Source organism: Methylobacterium sp. A54F (genome assembly GCF_053346035.1).
This window is the reverse complement of sequence record NZ_JBKFBF010000010.1, coordinates 58,130-77,811: the sequence shown is the minus strand read 5'-3', so window position 1 is coordinate 77,811 and position 19,682 is coordinate 58,130. Positions and strand designations below refer to the sequence as shown.

Sequence of the window (19,682 nt, the reverse complement as noted above, 5' to 3'; positions counted from 1 at the left end):
TGCTCTGCGACGACCTGACCTGGGGAGCTGCCGGAACAGCGCGGCCCGCCGGTCCGTTCCGACAGCCCGTCACGCCGCCCCGCTTTCCTTGATGCTCCACATCCTCGTGGCGGACGGCAACGTCCGCGAAGCCCGCGACCGGCACGTCGCGGCGACCGGCCAAACCTCGGCCGAGGCCTATGCGGCGCTGATCCGGGCCCTCGCCCCCGACGCGCGGACGACGATCCTGACGCCCGCCGATCCGGACGGCGCCCTTCCGGCGGGCACCGGCCTCCGGGGTTTCGACGGCCTGATCGTCACGGGCTCCACCCTGCATGTCGGGGAGGGCGGCGCACCCGTGCGGCGCCAGCTCGCGTTGATGCGGGAGAGCCTCGCGGCGGGGCTGCCGGTGTTCGGCTCCTGCTGGGGCGTGCAGGTGGCCTGCGTGCTCGCCGGGGGGGACGCGGCCCGCAATCCGCGGGGGCCCGAGTACGGCTTCGCCCGCCGCATCGCCCCGAACGGCGCCGGCCGCGCCCACCCGCTCCTCGCCGGACGGCCGGCGGCCTTCGACGCCCCGGCGGTCCATCTCGACGCCGTGGTGACGCCGCCGCCAGGGGGCACGGTGCTCGCCGGGAACGACCTCCTGGACGTGCAGGCGATCGAGATCGCCGAGGGCGAGGGGATCTTCTGGGGCACGCAGTACCACCCCGAGCTCGATCTCGACGAGCTCGCCGCCATGCTGCGCCTCTGCGGCGACGACGTGATCGAGGCCGGCCTCTGCCGTGACGGGGCGGCGCTCGAGGCCTACGCCGACGAGATCGAGGCCCTGGCCGGGTCGGATCGCCCGGACCTCGCCTGGCGGCACGGGATCGGGCCGGAGGTGCTCGACGCCTCGCGGCGGCGGCGCGAGATCGGGAACTTCCTGGAGCACCTGGTGCGGCCCCGGGCCGCCCGCCGCTAGCCGGGAGGGCCTCATCGAATCGGGACAGCTCGACCGTCGCGGCTTCGCATTCGGACCTGTTCCGCCCCGTCGCGTCGCGCTGCTATAGGTCGGTCGACTGACGCGGGAGACGGTGCATGACGGGAAATCCGGCGACGAATCCGGGAGCGGGCGGATCGGGGGACCCGGCGGTGCCGCTCCAGGACGGCGACCACCGCGTCACGGCGCTCGGCCTGGAGCCCGCGGCGGAGCTGCCGCCGGCCATGGCGGCCTACTTCGACAAGTGCCGCGAGAAGATCGGCTTCGTGCCGAACGTGCTCGAGGCCTACGCCCACGACGGCGCCAAGCTCGAGGTCTTCGCCGCCTTCTACAACGACCTGATGCTCGCCCCGTCCGGCCTGTCGAAGCTGGAGCGCGAGATGATCGCCGTGGCGGTGTCGAGCGCCAACCGCTGCTACTACTGCGTCACCGCCCACGGCGCCGCGGTGCGCGCCCTGTCGGGCGATCCGGTGCTCGGCGAGATGCTGGCGGTGAACTACCGCGCCGCCGCGCTGACACCTCGGCACCGGGCCATGCTGGATTTCGCAACCGCGCTGACCGAGGCGCCCCACGCGATCGGCGAGGCGGACCGCGAGGCCCTGCGCGCTGCGGGCTTCGGGGAGCGGGACATCTGGGACATCGCCGCGGTGGCGAGCTTCTTCAACATGTCCAACCGCATGGCCTCGGCCGTCGACATGAGGCCGAACCGCGCCTACCACGGGCAGGCGCGGACCCTGCCGCCCCTGCCCGAAACCTGAGGCCCGTGCGCCGTCAGCGGCCGCTGCCGCCGCCGCCCGCGCTGTTCGAGGCCGGCTTGTTGTTCTCCTCGGCATTGCCGGAGGAGGCCGACGAGCTGCCGGGGCTGCGCCCTTGCGCGTAGGCGGCACCGGTCAGGACGGGGCCCGCGAGGGCGAGCGTGAGGGCACCGAGGGTGGCGAGCTTCTTCATCTGACGTATCTCCCGGGCCGGAACGGCCTTGCGGGACAAATGCGGACTGCCCGCAATGGTTTCCGCCGGGTGCCCGCGGCCCCACCCGTGAACGCGTCGGCGCTCCGGCCGTTGATACCGGTCGGGCAAGGCCCGGTTCGGGAGATCGCGATGCGCAACCCAGCGCTCAGCCTGTGGCTGTCGGGCGCCAACCGGGCGGCCGGCTGGTGGATGGGCCACGCCACCGCGCAGGCTTCCGCCGCGATGCGCCGGCAGCAGCGCGCCGCGCTCGCCGCGATGACGAAGGCCGGCCCGGCCAAGGCCGGCAAGCCGAAGCGGCGGCCGCGGCGCAAGGCGACGCGCCGCACGCCCTGATGCCGGGGCGCGGGCGCCCGCGGCGTTGGCGTGCCCGCGCAAGTCTGCTTAGGTCCGGCCCTCCTTGCCGCTGCCGGACCGATCCCCATGCCCCGCCGCCTCGCGCCCCCGCTCGCCTTCGCCTCCATCCTCGCCGCCTCCCTCGCCCTGGCACCCTTGACCGCCCGGGCGGAGCTCGATGCCGCGGTGCTCGCCGCCGTGAAGGCGCAGGAGGCGCCCCTGCGCGCGACGCTCGCCGACCTCGTCGACATCGACACCGGAACCGGCTTCGTGCCCGGCCTGTCGCGGGTGGAGGCGATCCTGCGCGGCCGCCTGGAGGCGCTCGGCGCCCGGGTCGAGACGCGGCCCGCCCCCGCCTTCGGGGGCAACACGCTGGTGGGGACGATCGAGGGCCGCGGGACCCGGAAGCTGATGCTCCTCGTCCACTACGACACGGTGTTCGGGGAGGGCGACGCCGCCAAGCGCCCCTACACGGAGCGCGACGGACGGGCCTACGGGCCGGGCGTGGCCGACGCCAAGGCCGGCCTCGCCCTCATCCTGCACACGCTCGCGGCGCTGAAGGCCCTCGATGCGACGCACGGCACCATCACGGTGGTGTTCAACCCGGACGAGGAGCGCGGCTCCCGCGGCTCCCGCGACGAGATCGGCCGGATCGCGGCCGGGCAGGACGCGGTCCTGTCCTTCGAGCCGAGCTTCGCCGACTAGGCGGTCGATGCCGCCACCATCGCCACCAAGGGCATCAACTACGCGAGCCTCACCGTGAAGGGCCGCGCGGCGCACGCGGGCGGCGCGCCGGAGGCCGGGCGCAACGCGGTGACGGAGCTCGCCCACCAGATCCTCCAGTTGGAGGACCTCGGCGACCGGGAGAAGGGCACCAGCCTGCACTGGACCGTCGTCGCGGGCGGCACCAAGCCGAACATCATCCCGGACCAGGCGAGGGCCGAGGGCGACATGCGCTACTTCGAGGCCGGCGAGTACGACCGCGTGCTGACGCAGGCGCGGCGGATCATCGAGACCCACCGCGTGCCGGACACGCAGGTGAGCTTCGAGCTGGCGAAGGGCCGCCCGCCACTGCCCGTGAACCCGCAGACCCGGGCGCTCGGCGAGCGGGCGCAGGCGATCTACCGGGAGATCGGCGGCGACCTGAAGCTCGCCGAGATCGGCGGCGGCACGGATGCGGGCTACGCCTTCCAGCCGGGCAGCCCGGGCAAGCCCGTGGTGCTCGAATCCCTCGGCGTGGTGGGCGGGCGCTATCACAGCCCCGACGAGTTCGCGGTGCTCGCCAGCCTGACCCCGCGCCTCTACCTCGCGACGCGCCTCGTCATGGAGCTGGCTCGGGAGGAGGGGGGCCGCTGAGGCCAAGAAAAAGGACCGCCCTGGGGGGACGGCCCGAGTCTTGGGAGGAAACGCCCGTCAGAGAGCGGCAGCGGGCGACGTCGTCACCCGCTGCATGAGGTCAACCGGGGCTCCGCGGCGATGTTCCGAGGCGGCCGGCCGCCCGGCTGCGGGCCGAACGCACTGGGCCGATCCTTACGTGCGCCACGTCACGGAACCGGCGCCGGGCCTGGCCTACAGGGGAGGGACCGGCGGGGCGGGAGGGGGAGCCTTGCTCGCCTGCCTCGTCGGTTCCCGCCGCGTGTGAAGCCTCAGTAGCCTGCCGCCACCAGCGCGAAGGCGGTGACGAAGATCGCCAGCAGGATCACCGACAGGGAGATGTCGAGGACGAGCGCCGCGTGCGGCGTGTCGCGGGTGGTGTCGCGGTGGCTGGTCATGGCGCCCGGTCCCGGAATGGACCCGGCGAGTCCTAGGTGCCCCGTGTTGCCCTCGTGTGTCGGCCGCGGCCTGCGGGACTCTCAGGCGGGAAGCCGCCCCTCCTCCGCCGCGTGGCAGGCGACGCCGGCGATCAGGGCGGGCACCTCGGTGCGGCAGCGGTCGTTCGCGAGCGGGCAGCGCGGGTGGAAGGTGCAGCCCGGGGGCGGATCGATCGGGTTCGGGATCTCCCCCGAGACCGGCGTCCGGGCGCGGCCGATCTGCGAGAGGTCGGGCACGGCGTCGAGGAGCATCCGCGTGTAGGGGTGGCGGGGCGCGGCGAAGATCTCGGCCCGCGCGCCGACCTCCACCAAGCGGCCGAGATACATCACGCCGATCCGGCCCGCCATGTGGCGCACCACGGCGAGGTTGTGGCTGATCAGCAGGTAGGTCAGCCCGAGGCGGTCCTGCAGGTCCCGCATCAGGTTGAGGATCTGGGCCTGCACCGAGACGTCGAGGGCCGAGGTCGGCTCGTCGCCCACCAGGAACTCGGCCTCCGCGGCGAGCGCCCGCGCGATGGCGATGCGCTGGCGCTGGCCGCCCGAGAAGGCGTGCGGGTACTTGCCGGCATCGTCCGGGTGCAGCCCGACGCGGGCGAGGAGCTCGGCGACGCGGGCGCGGATCGCCGCCTCGCCCCGGGCGTGGCCGAGGACCCGCACCGGTTCGGCCACGATGGCGCCGACCCGCCAGCGCGGGTTCATCGAGGCGTAGGGGTCCTGGAAGATCATCTGGATGCGCCCGCGCAGGCGCCGCCGCGCCGCGGCCGCGCGCGGATCGGTCATCGAGACGCCGGCGATGCGCACGGCGCCCTCCGAGGGCGGCAGGAGGCCGACCACCATCCGGGCGACCGTCGACTTGCCGGAGCCCGATTCCCCCACGAGCGCGAAGGTCTCGCCGCGCCCGATCGTGAAGCCGACCCCGTCCACCGCCCTGAGGGTCTGGCGCGGCACCCGCTCGATCACGCGGTTGAGCCAGGGCCGCGAGACGTCGAAGTCCCGGCGCAGGCCCTCGACCTCGACGTAGGGCGCGGGGGTGGCGCTCACGCGGCCGCCCCGCGCGGCGCGTCGTAGAGGTGGCAGGCCACCCGGCTCGGGCCGTCGGCGACAGGCTCCGGCCGCTCGCTGCGGCAGCGCCCGAAGGCCTGCGGGCAGCGCGGGTGGAAGGCGCAGCCGGACGGGATCGCGCCGAGCCGCGGCATCGCGCCGGGGATCTGGGCGAGGCGGTCGAGATCCTGGCCGAGCGTCGGGATCGCCCCCATCAGGCCGCGCGTGTAGGGGTGGCGCGCCTCCCGCACCACGGCCGCCACCGGGCCGACCTCGATGACGCGCCCGGCATACATCACCGCCACCCGGTCGGCCGCCTCGGCGATCACCCCCATGTCGTGGGTCACCAGCATCACGGCGGTGCCGTGCTGGCCGCAGAGGCGCCGCAGGAGCGCGATCACCTGCGCCTGCACCGAGACGTCGAGGGCGGTCGTCGGCTCGTCGGCGATGATCAGCTCGGGCTCGGCGGCGAGCGCCAGGGCGATCACCACGCGCTGGCGCATGCCGCCGGAGAACTCGTGCGGGTAGCCGTCGATGCGCCGCTCCGGCGCCGGGATCCCGACCTCGGCGAGGAGCGCCACGGCGCGGGCGCGGGCCGCCCGCGCCGACAGGTCGGTGTGGGTCCGGATCGTCTCCACGAGCTGCTCGCCGACCCGGTAGAGGGGGTCGAGGGCGGTGAGCGGGTCCTGGAAGATCATGCCGATGCGCCGCCCCCGCACCCGCCGCATCCGCTCGGGGGGCAGGTCGTCGATGCGCTCGCCCCCCAGGCGGACCTCGCCGCCCACGATGCGGCCGGGCGGGTCGATCAGCCCGATCACCGCCGCCCCGGTCACCGACTTGCCGGCGCCGGACTCACCGACGACGCCCAGGATCTCGCCGGGCCCGATCGAGAGGGAGACGCCGTCGAGGGCGGTGAGCCGGCCCCGGCGGGTCTCGAAGGCGACCTGCAGGTCGCGCACGCTCAGCACGGGGTCCGTCATCGCAGCTTCGGGTTCAGCGCGTCGCGCAGCCAGTCGCCGAGCAGGTTGATGGCGAGCACGAGGCCCGCCAGCGCCAGCCCCGGGAAGGCGACGATCCACCACTCGCCCGAGAACAGGAAGCGGTTGCCGGTGCGGATCAGGGTGCCGAGCGAGGGCATGGTCTCGGGCAGCCCGGTGCCGAGGAACGACAGCGTCGCCTCGGTGATGATGGCGAGCGCGAGGTTGATGGTGGCGATGACGAAGACCGGCCCGGTGACGTTCGGCAGGATGTGGCGGACCATGATGGCCGGCGCCGACAGGCCGATCAGGCGGGCGGCCTGCACGTAGTCCTTGCCTCGCTCCACCATCACCGAGGAGCGCACCGTGCGGGCGTACTGCACCCAGAAGGACAGGCCGATCGAGACCACGATGAGCAGCACGGTGGCGTCGGTGTCGAGCGCGCCGCCGAAGGCGGCCTTGGCGACGCCGTCGACCACGAGGGCGATCAGGATCGCCGGGAAGGTGAGCTGCACGTCGGCGACCCGCATGATCAGCGCGTCGAGGTAGCCGCCGGCGTAGCCCGCCACGAGCCCGAGGGCCACGCCGAGGACGCCTGAGACCAGCACGCCGAGCACGCCGACGACGAGCGACAGGCGCAAGCCGTAGAGCACCGCCGAGAGCACGTCGCGGCCCTGGTCGTCGGTGCCGAGGAGGAACGGCACCTGGCCTTCCGCAGACCAGAGCGGGGGCAGGTTGGAGTTGATCAGCTCGAGCTGGGCCGGATCGTAGGGGTTCTGCGGCGAGACGAAGGGCGCCGCGACGGCGAGGCCGACGAGGAGCGCCGTGACGGCGGACGCGCCGAGGGCGAGCTTCGAGCGGCGGAAGCTCGCGAGGAGGTCGGAATCGCGCAGGCGGGCGAGGCCGGAGGGCGGGCCTGCGGCGGAGGCGAGCTCGCTCACGCGGCGCGCCCCGCGAGGCGCAGGCGCGGGTCGACCGCCGTGTAGAGGAGGTCCACAGCGAGGTTGATGGCGACGAAGATCGCGGCCACGAGGAGCAGGTAGGCGGCCATGATCGGCACGTCGACATTCTGCACCGCCTGCACGAACAGCAGGCCCATGCCGGGCCACTGGAACACCGTCTCGGTGATGATCGAGAAGGCGATGACCGAGCCGAGCTGCAGCCCCGCGATGGTGATGACCGGCACCAGCGTGTTCTTGAGGGCGTGCCCGAAATGGACCGCGCGGGTGCTGAGCCCCCGGGCGCGGGCGAAGCGGATGTAGTCGGTGCGCAGCACCTCCAGCATCTCGGCGCGCACGAGGCGCATGATCAGGGTCATCTGGAACAGCCCGAGGGTGACGGAGGGCAGGATCAGGGCCTTGAGGCCCGAGGCGGTGAGGAAGCCGGTGCTCCAGCCGCCGATCCGCACGGTGTCGCCGCGGCCGTAGCTCGGCAGCCAGCCGAGGGTGACCGAGAACAGGAAGATCAGCAGGATGCCGATCAGGAAGGTCGGCAGGCTGACGCCGACGAGGGAGACCGCCTGGAACAGCCCGGCGAGCCAGGTGTCCCGCCGCAGCGCGCTGACGACGCCCATCAGCACGCCGACCGTCAGGGCGAAGACCGTGGCGCAGAACGCCAGTTCCAGCGTCGCCGGCATCCGCGCGGCAAGCAGCGCCGAGACGGGCTGGCGGAACTGGTAGGAGATCCCGAAATCGCCCCGCAGGACGTTGCCGGCGTAGCGGGCGACCTGGACGAGGACGGGATCGTCGAGGCCGAGGCTGCGGCGGATCTCGGCGCGCTCGGCCACCGGCGTGTCCGGGCCGACGATCTGGTTCACGGGGTCGCCCGCGAACCGGAACATCGCGAAGGCCACGAGCCCGACGACCGCCAGCACGACGACGGCCTGGATCAGGCGCCGGATCAGGAAGGCGATCACGGGATCCTCAAGGCTTCTTCGACACCCAGTAGAGCATCAGCATGTTGTCCGGCCGCTGGACGAGGCTGACCTTCTTGGAGACGCCCCAGGCCAGCGCCTGCTGGTGGAGGGGGATGTAGCCCCAATCCGCCTGGATCGCGTCGAACCCCTCCTTGATCTGCGCGTCGCGCGCCTTCGGGTCGGTCTCCTGCTCGACGCGGTCGGCCAGGGCATCGACCTTCGGGTTGCAGTAGTTGCCGAGGTTCCAGCCGCCCCGGCCCGACTTGCCGTCGCCGCGGCAGCCGGCGATCTCGTAGAGGATGTTGTGGCTGTCCTGGGAGGAGGGCGTCCAGCCGACGAGGTAGAAGGAGGTGTCGTAGGCGGGCGCCAGCACCTTGGCGAAGTACTTGGCCTTGGGCTGCGCGTTGAGGTTCACCTTCACGCCGACCCGGGCGAGCATCGAGACCACCGCCTGGCAGATCGCCTCGTCGTTGACGTAGCGGTCGTTCGGGCAGTCCATGGTCAGGGTGAAGCCGTCCGGGTAGCCGGCCTCGGCGAGGAGGGCCTTGGCCCGCTTCGGGTCGTAGGCGGGGCGCTTGAACTCGCCCGAACGGGCGTAGAGCGAGGGCGCGATGAGGAGCGCGGAGGGCGTCGCCTGCCCGCGCATCACGCGCTTGGCGATCGTGTCCTCGTCGATGGCGAGGTAGAAGGCCTCGCGGACGCGGGCGTCCTTGAAGGGGTTCCTGTCCTTGACGCTCGCGTCCTTGAGCGCGTCCCGCCACTGGTCGAGGCCGAGGAACACGGTGCGCAATTCCGGCCCCGCCATCACCGCGGCGGTGCCACTCGCCTCGACGCGGGGCTGGTCCTGCAGGGGCACGGGATCGATCCAGTCGACCTCGCCCGACAGGAGCGCCGCCACGCGCGTCGCCGCGTTGCCGATCGTCGTGAAGACCGCCTCGTCGAGGTTCGACTCGACCGTGCCCCAGTAGCCCAGGAACTTCCGGAACACCGTGCGCACGCCGGGCTGGTGCTCGGTGATCACGAAGGGGCCGGTGCCGTTCTCATGGAGCGCGGCGTAGCTCGGCGCGGCGGCGCTCGCGGGGGAGGGGGCGGTGGCGCCGTTCTTCTCCGCCCAGGCCTTCGACATGATGTACCAGGTCGAGAACTGGGCGATGGCGATGGGGTTCGGGGTCTTGAGCACCATGTCGACGGTGTGGTCGTCGACCTTCACGAAGGTGGCGTCGGCCGGAACGTTGGTCTGGAAGTTCGAGCCCGAGGCGCGCACGCGCTCGGCGGAGAAGATCACGTCGTCGGCGGTGAAGGGCGACCCGTCATGGAACTTGACGCCCCGGCGCAGGTGGAAGCGCCAGCGGGTGGGCTCCGGCGTCTCCCAGGATTCCGCGAGCTGGGGGGCGTAGTTCAGGCTCTTGTCGCGGGTGACGAGGGACTCGTAGGCCGCCCCGTGCATCCCGATCGTGAAGCTTTCCTTGAGGGAGTAGGGGTCGAGGGACTTGATGTCGCCCTGGAAGGCGAAGCGGAAGACGTTCTCGGCCCGGGCCCCGGAGGCGGAGAGAAGCCCGAGGGCGAGGGCCAGCCCCAATGTCGTACCCAACCGCTTCTGCATCATGTCCACGCATCGTCCCGAGGCCGGAGGAGGATCGTCACCCGCGCCAGGCGGCGCGAATTCAGGATGCGGAAGTTGTGCCAGGGGGACGGCCCTGTGCGCAACGGCCGCGAACTGTGTGCAGCCGCCGGGCGAGGGGTCAGCCGAGCTCGAGGGTCGTGATCCCGAAGATCTGCGCGAGCGGGAGGTCGGGCGGGGTCCCGCGGTACATCCGCGCGGTCTCGAACACGGGCGCGAGGCCGCAGGCCTCGGCGAGGTCCGTCGCGGCGCGGTTCGGCTCGGGGACGTCGAGCATCACGGGGCCGGGCGCGTCGCGCAGGAGGCTGCCGAGGAGCGCCAGCGCGACCTCCGCGTCCCGGGCGAAGAGGGGGCCGACCTTGTGGCCCGCCCGGCAGGCGCGACGAACGCCGTAGCCGGCGATGTCCCCGTCGACGAGGGCGACGCGCGCGGTGCGCTCCGGACCGGCGAGCCAGCAGCGCAGGAAGCGCTCCCGCTCGGCCCCGAAGCGGGCGCCGTCGTAGGCGAGGAGGGCGGGCAGGAGCGCGGGCGCGACGGGGCCGACGCGGGGGTCGGGACGGCCGGGCAGGCGCGGGTGCCCGCCGTAGCGGATGTTGCGGTGGCGCGTCGCGAAGCCGGCGCGGGCGTAGTCGGCCTGGCGGGCGACCACGCCGTCGAGCCCCACGGTGCGGCCGGCGAGGTGGGCGAGGCCGGCCTCCCAGAGGCGCATCCCGAGGCCGCGGCCGCGGTGCTCGGGCCGCACGATGTAGAGGCCGAGGAAGCCGTAGGCCGCCCCGTAGCGCACCACGGAGATCGAGCCCGCCGCCCCGTTCGCGTCCCCGATCACCAGGAAGCCCGCCGGGTCGGCGGCCCGGTAGCAGGCGGCATCGCCGAGGCCCGGGTTCCAGCCCTCGGCGGCGGCCCAGTCGAGGGCGCGCTCCAGATCGTCCGGCGCCATCGTCCGGATCGCCGGGCTGTCCATCATGCCGTCCACCCTGCGTCCGCGGTGCGTCCGGGGTCAACGCCGGAACCGGGCCCGGCGTGGCGGCGCCCGGTTCAGCGCCGGGCGCGATGGGGTCGCGCGGTCGCCCAGCGCGGGCCGGCGGCCGGCACCGCGAGGGAGCCGGTGCGCTCCGGACCCGCCTGCAGCGCGAAGGTCTGGACCGGCGCGGGCCCGTAGGAGCTCATGAAGGCGCCGCCCGCGGGCTGGCGGCCCTCGCCCTCGGCCGAGGCCGCGAGCGGCAGGCCGAGCACGAGGGCGAAGGTTGCGGCGGCGAAGGTCCGATCGAAGGTCCGGTGCATGGCACTCTCCCGTACGGCGGGTCCCTCCTGGGGTCCGGGAGGCGGCTCGTCTTCGGGATGGACAATGGCGCGGGGGCGGGGCCGCCGCAGTGCTGCGGAACACATCGGGCCGCGCTCAGGCGCCGGCCGTGAAGCCCTCGAACAGGTTGACGAGCGGCTCGCCGCGCAGGGCCGGGGGAAGGTCCCGGGGATGCACGAACGCGTCCCGGAACCAGGGGAAGCGGGCCGGGTCGAAGGCGGCGCGCAGCCAGTCGATGACCCGGCGCACCCGCTCCACCCGCTCGGCATCCGGGTGATAGGTGAGCCAGATGTCGAGGCCGAACTCGGCGATGCCGTCGAGGGGCACGACCCGGGCGCCGATGGCGTGCGCGTAGGTCGGCAGCCAGCCGATCCCGGCTCCTTTCGCCACCGCCCAGTAATGGGCGCTGCTGACGTTGGTGCGCAGGGCCACGTAGCCCGCCTGCGGCATGCCCGGCGTCATCCGCTCGTACTGATCGAGGGTGAGCGTCTGGTTCGCGACCTGCAGCACGACGCGGTGCCGGAAGGCGTCCTGCACGCCGCTCGGCACCCCGTAGAGGTCGAGGTAGCCCTGGGCCGCGAAGGGCATGAGGTGCAGGCGCCCGAGCTTGACCACCTTGAGGTCCGGGTTCTCGGGCCGCACGAGCTGCACCGCCACGTCGGCCTCGAGGCGGCCCACGTCGGCCGGGTCCATGGTGCAGCGCAGGTCGACCACGAGCCGCGGGTTGGCCCGCTGGAACTCGATGAGCCGCGGGGTCAGCCAGAAGGTGCCGAGCCCCTCGGTGACCGCGATGCGCACCTCGCCCGCGACCGCGCTCGCGGCGGCGTCGCGGGCCCGCATCACCCCGAAGGCGGCGGCCTCCATCCGCTGCGCGGCGTCGAGGATCTCCGAGCCCTCGGGGGTCAGCCGGATGCCGTCGACGTGCCGGGTGACCAGGGGCACGGCGAGCTCGCGCTCCAGGTCGTCGATCCGGCGGCGCAGGGTGTTGATCGAGAGGCCGAGGCGCTCGGCCCCGGCGCGGAAGCTGCCGGCGCGCTGCAGCTCCAGGAACAGCCAGAGCCCCTGCCAGTCGGGCATCCGCGGACGGGTGGTGGCTTCCATGCGTTCCAACGGCGGACATCCCCTGTCCGGGTTTTTGCACAGACAAGGGCGGCCTGGCTATGTGAATCGTTCGCCATCGATTCATCAGTTGCGGCGAGGTCATTCGATGACGATGCACACGGCTCGATTGCACAGAGAGGGTTTTACCCCCGCGATCAAGGCTGCACGCCACGACATCATCGACCTCGATGCCGCCCGCCTCGCGCGGCACCTCGTCCTGTTCACGCCGACGCCCGACGACCTGGAGCGCCTGATCGAGGCCGCCCGCGGCGACCTGCCCGGCATCGCGGGCGCCGACGTGGTGCGCCGGGTCATGACCATCAACCCGGACACCGTCGCGGCCATCGCCCGCCGCGACGCCTTCGATGCCGGGGCGCCCCGCGGCGAGGGGCTCACCGCGGTGCTGCCGCTGACGGAGGCCGGCGTGCGCAGCCTGCTCGCCGGCACCTTCGACCCGGCCGATCCCGACCCCGCCCTGATCACCCGCCAGCACGAGCGGCCGGCCGGCATCTACCTCTGGGTGATCCACGCCCGCCGCCGCCTCTCGGCCGCCGTGGCGCTGATGCTCCAGCGCATCTCGACGCCGCTGTGCCGGGACGTCGACCTGTTCGCGCGGGCCGCGACGCCGGAGGGCGCCGACTACCTGGAGAGCATCGGCTTCGAGAAGGGCGCCGCCTGGGAGGGGCTGCAGGCGGAGCACCTGCACATGTTCCGGCGCGGGGCCGCGCCCGAGGCGCGCCCGCCCTACGACAGCTACCGGACCGGGGAGGCCGGGCTCAGCGTGGCGGTGGCCCGCACCCTCGAGGACCTCGCCCGGGTGATCAGCGTGCGCAGCGCCGTCTACATGGCGGAGCAGGCCTGCCCCTACGACGAGGAGTTCGACGGCAACGACCTCGCGGCGACGCACCTCATGGGCTACGTCGGCGACGAGCCCGCCGGCTGCCTGCGGATCCGCTTCTTCGCGGGCTTCGCCAAGATCGAGCGGCTGGCCGTGCGGGCGGAGTACCGGAGCACGCGCCTGTCCTTCGCCCTGGTGCGGGCTGGCATCGAGCTCGCCCGCGTCAAGGGGTACCGGCGCATCTACGGGCATGCCCAGAAGCGCCTCGTCCCGTTCTGGCGCCGCTTCGGCTTCCGGGTCTTCGAGGGCGCGCAGGAGCTGGTGTTCTCGGATTTCGACTACGTCGAGATGCTGCTGGAGGCCGAGCCCCACCCGGAGGCGATCACCCTGGGCGCAGACCCCTACGTGATCATCCGGCCCGAGGGCCGCTGGCACCATGCGGGCGTGCTCGACCGCTCGGGCGCGCGCCCCGTCACGCGCCCCTCGGTCGACGGGGCGGCGCGATGACCGCGACGTCCAATACGGCATTCAACCCGGCCGCCTACCGGGACCCCGGCAGCATGCCGGTCCTCGTGCTCATCGACATGCAGCAGGAATACCTCGCCGACGGGCGCCTGCCGCTGCCCGGGATCGAGCCGGCGCTGGACCGCTGCCGGGCGGCGCTGGCGCATGCCCGCAGCTGCGGCCTGCCGGTGGCCTGGACGCGCTGGGTCGGGCGCTCGCCCTTCTTCCATCCGGGCACCCGCTTCGCCCGCTGGATCGAGGGCTTCCAGCCCCACGGCTGCGACATGATCTTCGACCGCGACCGGCCCTCGGCCTACGCGAGCCCCGCCTTCGCCGACGTGATGGAGCGCAGCAACGCGCCCCTGGTGATCGCGGGCTTCGCCGGCGAGGCCGCCTGCCTCGCCACCGCGGTCGAGGCGTTCCACCGCGGGCAGCGCCTGATCTTCCTCGACGACGCCTCGGCGAGCCACGCCCTCGCCGGCCTCGACGGGACGACGCTGCATCGCGCCGCGAGCGCGATCCTCGGCGCCTTCGGCGAGGTGATGGAGACGTCGGACTGGATCGCGAGCTTCTCGTCCCGCAACCGGGAGGCGATGCGTGGCTGACCGGGATCACGACGACGCGCCGCGCGGCATCCGGCCGGACAGCCCGGCCATCCACCGCCTCGGCCACCACGCCATCGGCCTGCTGACGGCGGCCCGGGAGCTGGGTGACCCGGAGCTGACGAAGCTCGCCGAGGCGACGATGCTGGCGGCGGGCTTCGTGCTGGCGCGCTCGCTCGCCCCGAGCCCGGGCGAGGGCCGGACCGGGGGCCGGCGGCGGTCGGGGCCGGAGCGGGCCTGACACGACGCCTCCGGAGCCTCACGAACCCGTGATCGGGCGTCCTGCCCTGGACCGTCGTCATCCTGTATAGGGGACGGACGACGGTCCACCGAGCCGGCCCCGCCGGCCCAGGCGCAGAGCAACAGCGAGCCGCTCGCTTGCAGAGAGATCACCGAGACCGGGATCCGCCGCACGACGCGGACGAGGCGGGCGAACGCGGCGTGACCGAGAGGCAGCTCGGCCAGATCTCCGAGATGATCGGCGTGCCGGTCTCGTTCTTCTACGCGGAGGATCCCGCCGCCGGCCGGCCGGAGGCGGCGGGCCAAGCGGAAGCCGACGCCCTGCAGCACGTCGAGCTCCTGCGCCTGTTCCTGGCTATGGACGATCCGGAGGATCGCGCCCGGTGCCTCGCCTTCGTGCGGTCCCTCGCCAAGGCACCTCCCGAGACGCCTCCCGAGACACCTGCCGAGACACCTGTCGAGACACCTGCCGAGACGCCTCCCAAAGCCCCCCCCGAGACGCCCCCCTCCGGCGATTGAGCCGGACACGACTGCGAAACAGGGCCCTGTTGCCCGGAACAACGGCCCGATGCAGGCCAACGGCAGGAGACCGGTGGGAACAATCGGCAAGCCTTCTCGATTTGCTGGATGTTAATCATCGGAGGAAAACGCAATGAAGGCTTCTGCCCTCATCAGTGCTGTCGCGATCGTCGCCCTCACCGCCGGCTCGGCGCTCGCCGCCCCCTGCAGCACCGGCTCGACGAAGGACAAGAGCCCGAACGATCAGGCCACGAACCAGAAGAGCTCGGACGTCGACCAGTCGAGCAAGAACCTCGCCGGTGGCCAGCAGCCCGCTTCGCCCGGCACGGTCGGCGCCATGAACAACGCGGGTGCCAACCAGATGGCCGCCCAGACGGGTTCGAGCGACCAGAAGACCGGTGCGAACGGCACCGATCCGGCGAGCAAGAACCTCGCCGGCGGCCAGCAGCCCGCTTCGCCCGGCACGGTCGGCGCCATGAACAACGCCACGCCCAACCAGGGCGTCGGCAAGGACGACAACTGCTGATCGGCCGTCAGGCCACTTCCACGCCACATCCGCACAGGGGCCCGCCCGGCACATCGCCGCGGCGGGCCCTCTGTCGTTCGGACCCGCGCGTGCGGCGCCCCGGTCTCACGCGCCGATGCGCATTGCGGCCCGCAGCACACTGAGCACGTCCGCGATGGCGAGATCCTCGGCGGCGTCCGCCGCGGCGGGCTCCGCCGTTGCGGCGAGCCGGACGCCGGCGGTGACGTGCTCGGCGATGATCGCGAGCGCCACCTCGCGCAGGGCCGCCGTGATCGCGTTGATCTGCTGAACCTCGTCGAGGCAGTAGCGATCCGCCTCGATCATCCCCCGCAGGCCCCGGACCTGACCCTCGATCCGGTTCAGCCGCTGGATCAGCGGCTCCTTGGCGGCCGCGCTCCGCCGGAGCTGCACCCGCCCGTCCGCGATCGCGCCCGTGACCTCGCCGTCCCCCCGCCGTCCGTTCACGTCCCACCCCCCGTCCCACCGCGTCGCCGCCCCGTGCGGACTTGGTAGCACAGGTGCCGTGCGGGGCCCCGGGCCCGCCACTGGGCCCGGGATCCCTCAGGGCCGGCGCCTCACTTGATCTGCTGGATCTCGGCGCCGCTGTCGGGCCGCGCCGGGCCGAGCACCGGCTCCTCGCCCATCGGCTTGTTCTGGAACACGCTGAAGGTGCCCTTGCCGTCGATCGAGGGACCGCTCGTCCAGCGGCCCTGGGGCGGGGGCGAGCCATCGTGGGACGTGGCGTAGAAGTTGTAGTTGTTGCGCTGGTCCTCCATCTCCTGCGGGAAGGAGTTGGGGATCGGCAGCGTGCCCTCGTGGCCGCCCATCTCCTCGATCACCGCGAGCCACTGCTGCTGGTGCATGGTGTCGCGGGCGATCATGAAGTGCAGCATGTCCTTCATGCCGGCGTCGGCGGCGGCGTTGTAGAGGCGGACGGCCAGGACGCGGCCGGTGCTCTCGGCGGCCACGTTGCAGTACATGTCCGCCGCGAGGTTCCCGCTCGCGTAGATGTGGGACATGTCGAAGGGCACGCCCTCGCAATTGGCCGGGAAGGCGGCCATGCCGGTCGAGAGGATGTGCCGGTGCAGCATGCCCTCGACGACGTGGCGGGGCTTCTCGCCGCCCATCACGGCGCCCACCACCGCGTCCGCGGCGCCCTGCTCCTGGAGCGAGCTCGGCGCCTTGTCGAGGTTGAGCGCCACCGCGGTGGCGAGCATCTCGATGTGGCCGATCTCCTCGGTCGCGGTGTGGAGGAGCATGTCGCGGTACTTCGTGGTCGGCCCGCGCGCGCCCCAGGCCTGGAAGAAGTACTGCATGCAGACGCGGATCTCGCCCTCCACGCCGCCGATGGCCTGCTGGAGCATCCGCGCGAACAGCGGATCGGGGGTCTCGACCTTCACGGGATACTGGAGGCGCTTGTCGAAGTAGTACATCGGGCTGGCTCCTGCGGCTCGGCGCCCCGCCGGAATGGCGCGGCGCACGCGGCCCGGGATACTCCCCCCGAGTATGTCGGACCGCCCTGGGCCAACCGGACGACGCCCGGATTGTTCAAAGCGCGCGGATGCTTTCGGGCCTCCGGCCCATCGCCGCGCCGACGATCATCGGGGTTGCGCCCTTCGGCTCAGCAGGCCTGCCGGAATTCGCCAGCATCCGCGACCTGCGCCGTCCGCAGGAGGGTGATCAGGACCGCGAGGCCGCCCAGCGCCGCGGAGCGCAGAGCACCCGCATCCGCCCGGTCGCTCGCGAGGCCGCGCACCAGGTCGTCGGTCGCCGTCGAGGCATCCAGCACGGCGCGATGCAGGGCCGGCGTGAGCACGACCCGCTGGCGCAGCACCCGCGCCGCGCGCATCGCCTCGACGAGCGCCAGGGCGGTGTTGTCGCGGCTTGCCGTTGCGACCGCACCGACCCAGGGCTGGACGACGGCCGCGATCCAGGGGGCGAGCTGCGGCCCCCGTCCACCTGAGACTGCCCGATCCGCCATCGCCCGTGCCGTGTCCCCGCTACCCTACGAGCCCGCGTAGCCCCGTATGGTTAACCAGGCGTGAAGGGCGTGCGCCGGGGACGCGACGGCCGTCGCTCGTCTCAGGTCGGCATCGGCGGGGATATTTGGGCAGGGATATTTGCAGGGTCCGGGCGGCGCAGGCGCCGGCTTCCGGTCGTCTTCCGAGGGAAAACACCAACGAAAACAAGTTGGTGCGGCCAAGAGGACTCGAACCTCCACCCCTCGCGGGACTAGCACCTCAAGCTAGCGCGTCTACCAATTCCGCCATGGCCGCATCGGGACCCGGGTAGGGTCCGGAGAGCTCCGCGGGGTCCGCCGCAGCGCGGCGTTTCCTCGGGGAGCGGCGCAGCGGATAACAGATCGAATCCGCCCCGACAAGCGCCGTCGTGGCGATTCAGGCGCCCTCGAAGGCGGGGTCGAGGAGCGGCACCGCGCCGTCGCCGATGGTGATGCCGGCGCCGCGCGCGACCTCGGCCTTGCGGATTAGCTCCGTGATCTCGATGGAGATGCGGTTGCCCGTCACCACGATCTGCCCGCGGGCGATCGGGTGGTCGTTGGCGAGGATCTCGACCATATCGGTCTCGGTGGATTCGAGCTCGATCACCGCGCCGCGGCCCATGCGCAGCAGCATGTGCAGCGGCATCCGGCTGCGGCCGAGCACCACCGTCAGGTCGACCTTGAGGTCTTCGAGAACCGCCACGCGCCGCACGCCCCACACATCCGCATCGTCCGAACCTTCCACGCATTAGGGTGAAGCCTTGGTAAACGAGACCCGCGATGCCGCCCCGGGCGCCTTCCTGCCGCGCCCCGGCGCCGGTCCGGTGGCCTGGCGGGTGGCCGAGGGGCTGACGGCCTACGGGGAGGCGGTGGCCTTCATGGAGGCGCGCGCGGCCGCCATCGCGGCGGGCTCCGCGCCCGAGTGCGTCTGGCTCGTGGAGCACCCGCCCCTCTACACGGCCGGCACCTCGGCGCGGGACGCGGACCTCGTCGCGCCGGACCGCTTCCCCGTCCACCGCACCGGCCGGGGCGGCCAGTTCACCTATCACGGCCCCGGCCAGCGGGTGGCCTACGTGATGCTCGACCTCGCCCGCCGCCGGACGGACCTGCGCGCCTACGTGGCGGCGCTGGAGGACTGGCTGATCGCGACGCTCGCCGCCTTCAACGTGCGGGGCGAGCGGCGGGAGGACCGGGTCGGCGTCTGGGTGCGCCGGCCCGAGAAGGGCCCGGGCGTCGAGGACAAGATCGCGGCGATCGGCATCCGGGTGCGGCGCTGGGTGAGCTTCCACGGCATCAGCCTCAACGTGGAGCCGGACCTCTCGCACTTCTCCGGCATCGTGCCCTGCGGGGTCACGGACCACGGGGTCACGAGCCTCCTCGACCTCGGCCGGATCGTCAGCCTCGCGGAGGCCGACATGCAGCTGCGCGCGGCCTTCGAGCCGATCTTCGGCGAGACCGCTCCGGAGCCGGCCTGAGCCCCTACAGCACCGGCAGGCCGCGCTGCTTGGCGTGGTCGCCCGGCTCGACGTGGATCGCCACCACGGCGCCCGCCACCGCGCCCTCGATGGCGGTCTCCAGCCGGTCGCAGATCTCGTGCGATTCCTGCACGGTCATCTCGCCCGGCACCACGAGGTGGAAGTCGATGAAGGTCGCCTGGCCCGCGTGGCGGGTGCGCACGTCGTGGGCCTCGAGCGCCCCCGCGCCGTGCTCGGAGATCAGGGCGCGGATCTCCGTCACCATCTCGGCCGGCGCGGCGCGGTCCATCAGCCCGTCGATCGATTCCCGCACCATGCGGTAGCCGGACCACAGGATGTTGAGGGCGACGAGACCGGCCACGATGGGGTCGAGCACCAGGGCGCCTGTCGCCATCACCAGGGCGACGCCGACGAGGACGCCCCCCGAGGTGAAGACGTCCGCCATCACGTGGCGGGCATCCGCCACCAGGGCCGGCGAGCGCCAGGCGCGGCCCCGGCGGATCAGGGCGAGCGCCCAGGCGCCGTTGATGAGGCTCGCCACCGCGTTCACGGCAAGGCCGAGGGCGGGGGCGTCGAGGGGCTTCGGATCCAGGATGCCGTGGGCCGCCTCGCGCAGGATCAGCACCGCCGCGACGATGATCAGCGCGCCCTCGGTCACCGCCGAGAAGTACTCGGCCTTGTGGTGGCCGTAGGGGTGGTCGGCGTCCGCGGGCTGGGCGGCGACCCGCAGGGCCACGAAGGCGCAGGCCGCGGCCACCACGTTGATGATGCTCTCCAGCGCGTCCGAGTAGAGCGCGAGGCTGCCCGTGAGCCAGTAGGCGGAGAACTTCAGCCCCATCACCAGGGCGCCGATCGCGGCGCCGGCGAGCGCGGCTTTCTGGGTGCGTTCCATGGCGGGTCCGGGACGGCGGGGCGCCGCAGCCCATAGGACACGTCCGGGCCCGAAGGCCACG

Annotated in this window: 26 protein-coding genes and 1 tRNA gene; 11 read left to right on the top strand and 16 right to left on the bottom strand. The window is 73.0% G+C overall.

Annotated elements, in window-relative coordinates; genetic code table 11:
- Nucleotides 1-91: 91 nt before the first annotated feature.
- Together ACLBXP_RS17195 and ACLBXP_RS17190 are read left to right on the top strand one after the other, a co-directional pair.
- Complete coding sequence (locus ACLBXP_RS17195) at nucleotides 92-940, top strand: type 1 glutamine amidotransferase (RefSeq protein ID WP_447668968.1); 849 nt, start codon at nucleotides 92-94, stop codon at nucleotides 938-940.
- Nucleotides 941-1,056: 116 nt separating this feature from the next.
- The gene (locus ACLBXP_RS17190; RefSeq protein WP_447668967.1) at nucleotides 1,057-1,716 is read left to right on the top strand and encodes a peroxidase-related enzyme; all 660 of its coding nucleotides are present in this window, start codon (nucleotides 1,057-1,059) and stop codon (nucleotides 1,714-1,716) included.
- A gap of 13 nt (nucleotides 1,717-1,729) precedes the next feature.
- Here ACLBXP_RS17190 and ACLBXP_RS17185 read toward each other — a convergent pair whose 3' ends face one another.
- The gene (locus ACLBXP_RS17185) at nucleotides 1,730-1,906 is read right to left on the bottom strand and encodes a hypothetical protein (protein WP_447668966.1); all 177 of its coding nucleotides are present in this window, start codon (nucleotides 1,904-1,906) and stop codon (nucleotides 1,730-1,732) included.
- A gap of 150 nt (nucleotides 1,907-2,056) precedes the next feature.
- Here ACLBXP_RS17185 and ACLBXP_RS17180 point away from each other — a divergent pair, with 150 nt between their 5' ends.
- The 3 genes from ACLBXP_RS17180 to ACLBXP_RS17170 all read left to right on the top strand — a co-directional run bounded on the left by ACLBXP_RS17180 (nucleotide 2,057) and on the right by ACLBXP_RS17170 (nucleotide 3,616).
- Nucleotides 2,057-2,260: a hypothetical protein gene (locus ACLBXP_RS17180; RefSeq protein ID WP_447668965.1), complete on the top strand. Its 204-nt coding sequence runs from the start codon at nucleotides 2,057-2,059 to the stop codon at nucleotides 2,258-2,260.
- A gap of 87 nt (nucleotides 2,261-2,347) precedes the next feature.
- The gene (locus ACLBXP_RS17175; protein ID WP_447668964.1) at nucleotides 2,348-2,965 is read left to right on the top strand and encodes a M20/M25/M40 family metallo-hydrolase; all 618 of its coding nucleotides are present in this window, start codon (nucleotides 2,348-2,350) and stop codon (nucleotides 2,963-2,965) included.
- 18 nt (nucleotides 2,966-2,983) lie between these two features.
- Nucleotides 2,984-3,616, top strand: coding sequence for a M20/M25/M40 family metallo-hydrolase (locus ACLBXP_RS17170; protein WP_447669097.1), 633 nt, complete (start codon nucleotides 2,984-2,986; stop codon nucleotides 3,614-3,616).
- Nucleotides 3,617-3,906: 290 nt separating this feature from the next.
- Here the strand turns inward: ACLBXP_RS17170 and ACLBXP_RS17165 are convergent, their stop codons facing one another.
- The 9 genes from ACLBXP_RS17165 to ACLBXP_RS17125 form a co-directional block, all read right to left on the bottom strand.
- Nucleotides 3,907-4,032 (bottom strand): hypothetical protein, encoded by a 126-nt coding sequence (locus tag ACLBXP_RS17165; protein ID WP_447668963.1) that lies wholly within the window; start codon nucleotides 4,030-4,032, stop codon nucleotides 3,907-3,909.
- Nucleotides 4,033-4,113: 81 nt separating this feature from the next.
- Nucleotides 4,114-5,112: an ABC transporter ATP-binding protein gene (locus tag ACLBXP_RS17160; protein ID WP_447668962.1), complete on the bottom strand. Its 999-nt coding sequence runs from the start codon at nucleotides 5,110-5,112 to the stop codon at nucleotides 4,114-4,116.
- Nucleotides 5,109-6,092, bottom strand: coding sequence for an ABC transporter ATP-binding protein (locus ACLBXP_RS17155; RefSeq protein WP_447668961.1), 984 nt, complete (start codon nucleotides 6,090-6,092; stop codon nucleotides 5,109-5,111). The genes ACLBXP_RS17160 and ACLBXP_RS17155 overlap by 4 nt, the downstream gene beginning before the upstream one ends.
- A complete protein-coding gene (locus tag ACLBXP_RS17150; protein WP_447668960.1) occupies nucleotides 6,089-7,030 on the bottom strand; it encodes an ABC transporter permease in 942 nt (313 codons plus the stop codon). Before ACLBXP_RS17150 ends, ACLBXP_RS17155 begins: the two co-directional genes overlap by 4 nt.
- Entirely contained in the window at nucleotides 7,027-8,004 is a 978-nt protein-coding gene (locus ACLBXP_RS17145) for an ABC transporter permease (protein ID WP_447668959.1), read from the bottom strand. The genes ACLBXP_RS17150 and ACLBXP_RS17145 overlap by 4 nt, the downstream gene beginning before the upstream one ends.
- A 7-nt stretch (nucleotides 8,005-8,011) precedes the next feature.
- The gene (locus tag ACLBXP_RS17140) at nucleotides 8,012-9,607 is read right to left on the bottom strand and encodes an ABC transporter substrate-binding protein (RefSeq protein ID WP_447669096.1); all 1,596 of its coding nucleotides are present in this window, start codon (nucleotides 9,605-9,607) and stop codon (nucleotides 8,012-8,014) included.
- Nucleotides 9,608-9,746: 139 nt separating this feature from the next.
- Nucleotides 9,747-10,589: a GNAT family N-acetyltransferase gene (locus ACLBXP_RS17135; protein WP_447668958.1), complete on the bottom strand. Its 843-nt coding sequence runs from the start codon at nucleotides 10,587-10,589 to the stop codon at nucleotides 9,747-9,749.
- Between the two features lie 71 nt (nucleotides 10,590-10,660).
- A complete protein-coding gene (locus ACLBXP_RS17130; protein ID WP_447668957.1) occupies nucleotides 10,661-10,906 on the bottom strand; it encodes a hypothetical protein in 246 nt (81 codons plus the stop codon).
- A gap of 115 nt (nucleotides 10,907-11,021) precedes the next feature.
- The gene (locus ACLBXP_RS17125) at nucleotides 11,022-12,026 is read right to left on the bottom strand and encodes a LysR family transcriptional regulator (RefSeq protein WP_447669095.1); all 1,005 of its coding nucleotides are present in this window, start codon (nucleotides 12,024-12,026) and stop codon (nucleotides 11,022-11,024) included.
- A 106-nt stretch (nucleotides 12,027-12,132) separates the two neighbouring features.
- Here ACLBXP_RS17125 and ACLBXP_RS17120 point away from each other — a divergent pair, with 106 nt between their 5' ends.
- From ACLBXP_RS17120 to ACLBXP_RS17100, 5 genes are all read left to right on the top strand, one after another.
- Nucleotides 12,133-13,371 (top strand): GNAT family N-acetyltransferase, encoded by a 1,239-nt coding sequence (locus ACLBXP_RS17120; RefSeq protein ID WP_447668956.1) that lies wholly within the window; start codon nucleotides 12,133-12,135, stop codon nucleotides 13,369-13,371.
- Nucleotides 13,368-13,973, top strand: a complete 606-nt coding sequence (locus ACLBXP_RS17115) for a cysteine hydrolase family protein (protein ID WP_447668955.1) — start codon at nucleotides 13,368-13,370, stop codon at nucleotides 13,971-13,973. Before ACLBXP_RS17120 ends, ACLBXP_RS17115 begins: the two co-directional genes overlap by 4 nt.
- Nucleotides 13,966-14,211, top strand: a complete 246-nt coding sequence (locus ACLBXP_RS17110; RefSeq protein WP_447668954.1) for a hypothetical protein — start codon at nucleotides 13,966-13,968, stop codon at nucleotides 14,209-14,211. The genes ACLBXP_RS17115 and ACLBXP_RS17110 overlap by 8 nt, the downstream gene beginning before the upstream one ends.
- A 200-nt stretch (nucleotides 14,212-14,411) precedes the next feature.
- Complete coding sequence (locus ACLBXP_RS17105) at nucleotides 14,412-14,729, top strand: hypothetical protein (protein WP_447668953.1); 318 nt, start codon at nucleotides 14,412-14,414, stop codon at nucleotides 14,727-14,729.
- 133 nt (nucleotides 14,730-14,862) lie between these two features.
- Nucleotides 14,863-15,255 carry an exopolysaccharide production protein YjbE gene (locus tag ACLBXP_RS17100; protein WP_447668952.1) on the top strand — a complete coding sequence of 131 codons (393 nt, stop codon included), beginning with the start codon at nucleotides 14,863-14,865 and terminating at the stop codon, nucleotides 15,253-15,255.
- Between the two features lie 105 nt (nucleotides 15,256-15,360).
- On the opposite strand, the gene ACLBXP_RS17095 is transcribed toward ACLBXP_RS17100, so the two are convergent.
- The 5 genes from ACLBXP_RS17095 to ACLBXP_RS17075 all read right to left on the bottom strand — a co-directional run bounded on the left by ACLBXP_RS17095 (nucleotide 15,361) and on the right by ACLBXP_RS17075 (nucleotide 17,957).
- Complete coding sequence (locus tag ACLBXP_RS17095) at nucleotides 15,361-15,630, bottom strand: metal-sensitive transcriptional regulator (protein ID WP_447669094.1); 270 nt, start codon at nucleotides 15,628-15,630, stop codon at nucleotides 15,361-15,363.
- A 200-nt stretch (nucleotides 15,631-15,830) separates the two neighbouring features.
- Entirely contained in the window at nucleotides 15,831-16,688 is an 858-nt protein-coding gene (locus ACLBXP_RS17090; RefSeq protein WP_447668951.1) for a manganese catalase family protein, read from the bottom strand.
- Between the two features lie 188 nt (nucleotides 16,689-16,876).
- Entirely contained in the window at nucleotides 16,877-17,236 is a 360-nt protein-coding gene (locus ACLBXP_RS17085) for a hypothetical protein (protein WP_447668950.1), read from the bottom strand.
- 210 nt (nucleotides 17,237-17,446) lie between these two features.
- Nucleotides 17,447-17,531 (bottom strand) — tRNA-Leu (locus ACLBXP_RS17080).
- A 120-nt stretch (nucleotides 17,532-17,651) separates the two neighbouring features.
- Nucleotides 17,652-17,957 carry a FliM/FliN family flagellar motor switch protein gene (locus ACLBXP_RS17075; RefSeq protein WP_447668949.1) on the bottom strand — a complete coding sequence of 102 codons (306 nt, stop codon included), beginning with the start codon at nucleotides 17,955-17,957 and terminating at the stop codon, nucleotides 17,652-17,654.
- A 58-nt stretch (nucleotides 17,958-18,015) separates the two neighbouring features.
- Between ACLBXP_RS17075 and lipB the strand changes: the two genes are divergently transcribed.
- A complete protein-coding gene (gene lipB / locus ACLBXP_RS17070; RefSeq protein ID WP_447668948.1) occupies nucleotides 18,016-18,729 on the top strand; it encodes a lipoyl(octanoyl) transferase LipB in 714 nt (237 codons plus the stop codon).
- Nucleotides 18,730-18,733: 4 nt separating this feature from the next.
- Here lipB and ACLBXP_RS17065 read toward each other — a convergent pair whose 3' ends face one another.
- Nucleotides 18,734-19,621: a cation diffusion facilitator family transporter gene (locus ACLBXP_RS17065; RefSeq protein WP_447668947.1), complete on the bottom strand. Its 888-nt coding sequence runs from the start codon at nucleotides 19,619-19,621 to the stop codon at nucleotides 18,734-18,736.
- Nucleotides 19,622-19,682: the final 61 nt, after the last annotated feature.